Here is a 6,411-nt window from a genome sequence, read left to right as displayed (position 1 = left end):
GGTCATCATGACTTCGATCTGGCCAGGCAGGCTTTTGGCGTAGAAGTTGAAGGCGTCCTGGCAGTCGCCGTTGAAGATCAGGTAGGGGGTGATTTTCATGTTCTGCTCCCGGTGATGGAGTGGGGCACATTGGTTGGACGTTCAGGTTCGTCTTCCAATCCCGATAGGCGTTGACTCCTCATAGCAAAGCGCTAAAACGTGGTGAGCGACGATACTTTTTTAGATGTTTTTCCTATGGGCGAGGCGAGGCTTATCACCTCATATCCACGTAAAGCGGGCGTCGCTCATTCCCCATACAGTATGACCTGCAGCGCCCCTTTACATCCRCCACCGAGTCCATCGCCCATGCCTGTCCTTACCCGTTTCGCCTCTTTGCTCGACCAGGCGAGGCGTGCCTTGTTGCTGGTCTGGGGTACGTCCCGCGGGCTGTTTCTGGGGTTGGTGCTGGCGACGCTGATCGCTGGTGTGCTGCCGGCACTGGCAGCCTGGTTGGGGCAGCGGATTGTCGACGCGGTAGTGACCGCGATGCAGTTGCACGCGCAACAGGGCAGCGCACCGTTGTGGCCGGTTGTGCGCTATGTGCTGTTTGAAGCGGGTGTGCTTGCGTTGCTGTCCGGGACGCAGCGCGCGCTGTCGGTGCAGCAGTCGCTGTTGCGGGTGCAGTTGGGGCAGAAGGTCAACACGATGATTCTGGAGAAGGCCCAGACGTTATCGTTGGTGCAGTTCGAGAACTCCGAGTTCTACGACAAGCTGGTTCGGGTGCGGCGCGAGGCATCGACCCGGCCATTGGCGCTGGTGATGAAGTCGCTGGGGCTGATCCAGAACCTGATCGTGTTGATCAGCTTTGGCGTGTTGCTGGTGCATTTTTCGCCCTGGGCGCTGGTACTGCTGGTGGTCGGGGCATTGCCGGTGTTCTTTGCTGAAGCGCACTTTTCCGGGGATGCCTTTCGGCTGTTCACGCGCCGGGCGCCGGAGAGTCGGCAGCAGAACTACATCGAGACACTGCTCTCCCATGAGGGCTACATCAAAGAGGTGAAGCTGTTTGGCTTCGCGCCGCTGTTGTTGCAGCGTTATCGGGACACGTTTGCTTGTCTCTACGCCGAAGACCGGCGCCTGACGTTGCGTCGCGATGGCTGGGGATTTGTGCTGGGACTGCTGGGCACCGCGGCGTTTTATCTGGCCTATGCGTGGGTTGTGGTCGATACCGTTCACGGCAGCATCAGCCTCGGGCAAATGACCATGTACCTGGTGCTGTTCAAGCAGGGGCAGACGGCGGTGAGCAGCAGCTTGAGCGCGATCAGCGGTCTCTATGAGGATGGTCTTTACCTGTCGAGCCTCTATGAGTATCTGGCCGAACCGGTGGTGGCCGATGCCGGAAGCCTTACAGTGGGTGCGGTGCCCGGCGATGGGTTGCGTTTCGAGAGTGTCGGTTTCCGTTATCCGGGGGCGAGCCGCGCTGCTTTGCAGGGCATCGATCTGCATCTGTTGCCCGGACACAGTGTCGCGCTGGTGGGGGAAAACGGCTCGGGTAAAACCACGCTGATCAAGTTGCTGACGCGGTTGTATCGCCCTGATCAGGGCCGCATTTTGTTGGATGGCAGTGATTTGCAGGCCTGGGAAGAAGAGGCGCTGAGACGGCGCATCGGCGTGATTTTCCAGGACTACATTCGCTACCAGTTCTCCGTCGGCGAGAACATTGGTGTGGGYGACACCCTGGCGTTCAACGATGAAACCCGTTGGCAGCAAGCGGCCGCCGAGGGTATGGCTGCGCCCTTCATCGAGCGTCTGGATCGTGGTTATGCCACGCAGTTGGGGCGATGGTTTGCCGGTGGGCAGGAACTGTCCGGTGGGCAATGGCAGAAGATCGCCTTGTCTCGCGCCTACATGCGCCGCGACGCCGATATCCTGATCCTGGACGAACCGACCTCGGCCCTGGATCCGGCGGCGGAAGCGGCGGTGTTCGAGCATTTCAGCCAACACACCGAAGGGCGCATGACGTTGCTGATTTCTCACCGCTTCTCCAGCGTGCGCAATGCCGACCACATCATCGTGCTGGACCAGGGGTCGATCCTTGAGCGAGGCGATCACGACAGCCTGGTCGCGGCGGGTGGGCGCTATGCGCAGTTGTTCAACGTGCAGGCGCGTGGTTATCGATAGCCGCAAACTTGGGTTGCGCGATCATGAACAACCCACCGGCATCATCCGGTCGCGCAGGTTCAGCAAGCGCAAAGCCTGTTCCAGCAAGAGCGCGACGACGATGGCCCCGGCCGCGATGACGAACAGTAACCCGTGATGACCGCCGCTGGCGTTGAACAGCGCCGAGTAGGCAAACCCGGCGATGGCCTGAAAGGTTGCGAATGAAACCGTGGCGCGGCTCCAGGCCACTTGCTGGTGATGGTGTTGTGGCACCAGCTCATGCACCCGGGCCAGCGCCAGCGGCACGATGCCCGGTGGGAACGAACCGAGGATGACTGCCAGCAGGGCCAGGGCGGTGAACGAACTCGATATAGCCAGCAGGCCGACGGCAATCGCCTGTACCACCAGGACCACGCGGATGCTCAGCTTCGCCCCCAGTTGATCGGCCAGAAAGCCATAACTCACCGGCCCGACTATCGCGCCGAGGCCGTACATCACCCAGATCAGTGCACCGACATGGGGCCCGGCACCGAGACCGCGTGCCACGTAATCCACCAGAAACACCATGGCTGGCACCAGCCCGGCAGCCATGAACGCGTACTGTGCAAACAGCAGATAAAGGTTGGGATCAAACGGCGATTTGGTGTACTGAGCGTGCGGTGCAGCCGTTTCATTGGCAACGGATGACGGCCAGCCAAACCAGCTGGCGGCGGTCAGAATCAAGGCCAAGGCGCCGAGCCCAAGCCAAGTGTTCTGTAAGCCAAGGCTCAGCAGTGGCGGAACGAGGGTGCCTGAGCCGGCGATGCCCAAGCCGATGCCCAGGAAAATCGCACCGCTGGCCAGGCCTCGGCGCGAGGCGGGCACATGGGGCAATACGGTCGCCGCCACCAGCACCATGATCGCGCCACCGGCAATCCCCGACAGCAATCGCCAACCGAAGAACCAACTCACCGATAACGGAAAGGCACAGGCAAAAAAGGCTAGTGTCACCGCCAGCATCATCATCCGCAAAGCGGCTTTGTTGGATGTGCGACGGGCCAGCGGATGGCCGATCAGTGCGCCGATCAAGTAGCCCACCAGATTGGCGGCGCCGAGGTACACCACGTCGCTGGCGGAAAACCACTGGGCCTGAATCAACGACGGTATCAACGGCGTGTAGGCAAAACGCGCCAGACCAATACTGACCAGGCTGGCGCAGAGGCCGGCGAAGATCGGCAGCCAGATCGCGCTGCGCCCAGTGTCGAGGGATGTGCTGTGCATGGGAGCGGTCCTGTGAAATTGTGCTTGGCCTCCAGCATATCGAGGAACGCTGATGCAATATTGCTGCGATTTCTCGCTACGATGATGCGTATATGCATCACTACAGGAAACGCCATGAATTGGGATGATGCGCGAGTGTTTTTGGCGGTTTGTCGCGAATCGACGCTACGCGGCGCGGCACGGGTGCTGAAGATCGATCAGGCAACCGTCGGCCGGCGAATCGCCGCGCTGGAAAAATCGTTGAGCGCGACTCTGTTTCTGCGCACCTCCGAGGGCTATGCGCTGACAGCGGTCGRCGAAGCGGCGTTGCAATCCGTGGAAAAGATGGAGCACTCGGCATTTGAGCTGGAGCGACAGATTCAGGGCCTAGACGAACGATTGATCGGCAATGTGCGCGTCAGCACTACCGATTCTCTAGCCATCGATTTTCTGATCCCGGCCATCGCTCGTTTGCATGCGGTGCACCCCGACGTGCGGGTGCAGTTGGACGCCTCCACGCAAATCCTCAGCCTGGCCAAGCGTGAAGCCGACATCGCCGTGCGCAACACCCGGCCGGACAACCCCGACCTGATCGCCCGGCGCATCGCGCGCTGGCCGGTGGGGCTGTTCGCCTCGCGAAGTTATGTCGAGGCCAACGGCATGCCGCAACCGGGCTCGGCCTTCGAGGGGCATGATCTGGTGGTGTATCAGCCGTACTTGCAGGGCAACAAGAACATGACCCTGGTCTCGGAACCCCTGAGCCGTGGGCGGATTGTCGCCAGCCTGAGTTCCAGCCTGCTGGTGCGTCGTTCGATTGCCGCAGGTCTCGGGGTGGGGGAGATCCCGGTGTACATGGGCGAGCGCGATGGGCTGGTCAGGCTCTGGCCGGAACGCACACGCCCGCTGCCGTATGAAGTGTGGCTGGTGACCCATGCGGACCTGCGCCACACCGCGCGGGTGCGGGCGGTGATTGAGCAGATTGTCGAGGCGTTTGCACTGGAGAATGAATAAGTCAGGCTGCTCGTGTCGGTGCCCATTCAGTCAAAACAAATCCCCCATCCTGCCGGCCCCCGACCATTCACAGCCTTCCAGCGTCAGCAACCGTTCTTTCGCCTCAAGCCCCCCGGCGAACCCCGTCAATTTCCCCGACGCCCCAATCACCCGATGACACGGCGCGACAATCGATATCGGATTTTTGCCGTTGGCCGCGCCCACTGCCCGAACCGCGCTGGGATTGCCGATCTGCCGGGCTATCTCGCTGTAGCTGCGCGTCTCGCCAAACGGAATCGTCAGCAATGCCTGCCACACCTGCTTCTGAAAGTCCGTCCCGGCAAAGTCCAGTTCCAGCTCGAACTGATTACGCGTGCCGGCAAAGTATTCCCGCAACTGCTGTGCGGCGCGTATCAGGATCGGGTTGTCCGCCGCTTCACTCATCGGCCCCAGTCTTACCCGGCCGGGTTTGTCGTTTTCCCAGAGGATGGCCGCCAGACGCGTGCCTTTCGCGACCAGCTTCAACTCGCCGACCGGCGACGCCAGGGTGGTGAAGGTGTAGGTCATGCCGGCGGACTCCGCACACGTGCTGAACAGGGGCCCAGCATACTGCCTCGCCGGGGAGGCGCAATACGCAATAGCAGCCATACTTGCCAACTGCTTTTGAACCGTTCCCTCTGTTTTTCCACAGAGCCTAAAAACAAAAAAGAGACCGACCCATGAAGTTCGAACCTTTTGCCAAATCGCTCATGGCGACCTCATTGGCGCTGAGCTGCCTGATGGCCCATGCGGCCTCCGTCGCCCCGGTCGCGGCCGAAAATGGCATGGTCGTCACCGCCCAGCATCTGGCCAGCCACGTTGGCGTCGATGTCCTCAAGAATGGCGGCAATGCTGTCGATGCGGCGGTCGCGGTGGGTTATGCGCTGGCGGTGGTGTACCCCGCTGCAGGCAACCTGGGCGGCGGCGGCTTCATGACGATTCAATTGGCGGACGGGCGCAAGACCTTCCTCGACTTCCGTGAAAAAGCGCCCCTGGCCGCCACGGCCGACATGTACCTCGACAAACAGGGCAACGTCATCCCTGATCTCAGCACCCGCGGCCACTTGGCCGTCGGCGTGCCGGGCACTGTGTCTGGCATGGAGCTGGCGCTGAAGAAATTCGGCACCAAACCCCGCAAGGAAGTGATCGCCCCTGCGATCAAGCTTGCCGAAGACGGTTTTGTGCTGGAGCAGGGCGATGTCGATTTGCTGGAGTACGCCACAGACGTCTTCAAGAAAGACATGCGCGACTCGGGCTCGATCTTCCTGAGCAATGGCGAGCCGATGCAGGTCGGGCAGAAACTCGTGCAAAAAGACTTGAGCAAAACCCTGCGGGAAATTTCCGAGAAGGGCGCCGACGGTTTCTATAAAGGCTGGGTGGCCGACGCTATTGTCACCTCCAGCCAGGCCAACAAGGGCATCATCACCCAGGCCGACCTCGACAAATACCAGACCCGCGAACTGGCACCCATCGAGTGCGACTACCGCGGCTACCACGTGGTCTCGGCGCCGCCGCCAAGCTCCGGCGGTGTGGTGATCTGCGAGATCATGAACATCCTCGACGGCTACCCGATGAAAGACCTCGGCTACCGCTCGGCGCAGGCCATGCACTACCAGATCGAAGCGATGCGCCACGCGTATGTGGACCGCAACAGCTACCTCGGCGACCCGGATTTCGTGAAAAATCCGATCGCCCATTTGCTGGATAAAAACTACGCGACCAAAATCCGCGCCGCCATCGATCCGCAAAAGGCCGGCGTGTCCCGCGAGCTCAAACCTGGCGTAGCGCCCCACGAAGGCAGTAACACCACCCATTACTCGATCGTCGACAAATGGGGCAACGCGGTATCGGTGACCTACACCCTCAACGACTGGTTCGGCGCCGGTGTGATGGCGAGCAAAACCGGGGTCATCCTCAATGATGAAATGGACGACTTCACCTCGAAAATCGGCGTGCCGAACATGTACGGCCTGGTGCAGGGCGAAGCCAATGCCATCGCCCCTGGCA

5 protein-coding genes are annotated in these 6,411 nt (G+C 61.1%); 3 read left to right on the top strand and 2 right to left on the bottom strand.

The genetic code is table 11. The features are described from left to right. Positions 1-345 precede the first annotated feature (345 nt). Entirely contained in the window at positions 346-2,157 is a 1,812-nt protein-coding gene (locus tag AC1DLB_RS18065) for an ABC transporter ATP-binding protein (RefSeq protein ID WP_477744327.1), read from the top strand. Between the two features lie 21 nt (positions 2,158-2,178). Here AC1DLB_RS18065 and AC1DLB_RS18060 read toward each other — a convergent pair whose 3' ends face one another. Then, on the bottom strand, positions 2,179-3,396 hold the full coding sequence (locus AC1DLB_RS18060) for a YbfB/YjiJ family MFS transporter (protein ID WP_477744326.1): 1,218 nt from the start codon (positions 3,394-3,396) through the stop codon (positions 2,179-2,181). Positions 3,397-3,510: 114 nt separating this feature from the next. Here AC1DLB_RS18060 and AC1DLB_RS18055 point away from each other — a divergent pair, with 114 nt between their 5' ends. After that, complete coding sequence (locus AC1DLB_RS18055) at positions 3,511-4,386, top strand: LysR family transcriptional regulator (protein ID WP_477785386.1); 876 nt, start codon at positions 3,511-3,513, stop codon at positions 4,384-4,386. A 30-nt stretch (positions 4,387-4,416) separates the two neighbouring features. On the opposite strand, the gene AC1DLB_RS18050 is transcribed toward AC1DLB_RS18055, so the two are convergent. Further along, positions 4,417-4,932, bottom strand: a complete 516-nt coding sequence (locus AC1DLB_RS18050; protein ID WP_064616882.1) for a methylated-DNA--[protein]-cysteine S-methyltransferase — start codon at positions 4,930-4,932, stop codon at positions 4,417-4,419. A gap of 152 nt (positions 4,933-5,084) precedes the next feature. On the opposite strand from AC1DLB_RS18050, the gene ggt reads away from it, so the two are divergent. Continuing rightward, on the top strand, positions 5,085-6,411 hold a 1,327-nt coding region (gene ggt, locus AC1DLB_RS18045; RefSeq protein ID WP_477785385.1), incomplete at its 3' end, for a gamma-glutamyltransferase.

It is taken from the genome of Pseudomonas sp. 05N434 (assembly GCF_056396965.1).
Note: the sequence above shows the minus strand (reverse complement) of the source record. Positions and strands in the feature narration are given on the sequence as shown.

What these genes read in the sequence shown, in the direction of transcription:
- AC1DLB_RS18060 (WP_477744326.1), bottom strand. Translation starts at nt 3,396, where the DNA reads ATGCACAGCACATCCCTCGACACTGGGCGCAGCGCGATCTGGCTGCCG.
- AC1DLB_RS18050 (WP_064616882.1), bottom strand. Translation starts at nt 4,932, where the DNA reads ATGACCTACACCTTCACCACCCTGGCGTCGCCGGTCGGCGAGTTGAAG.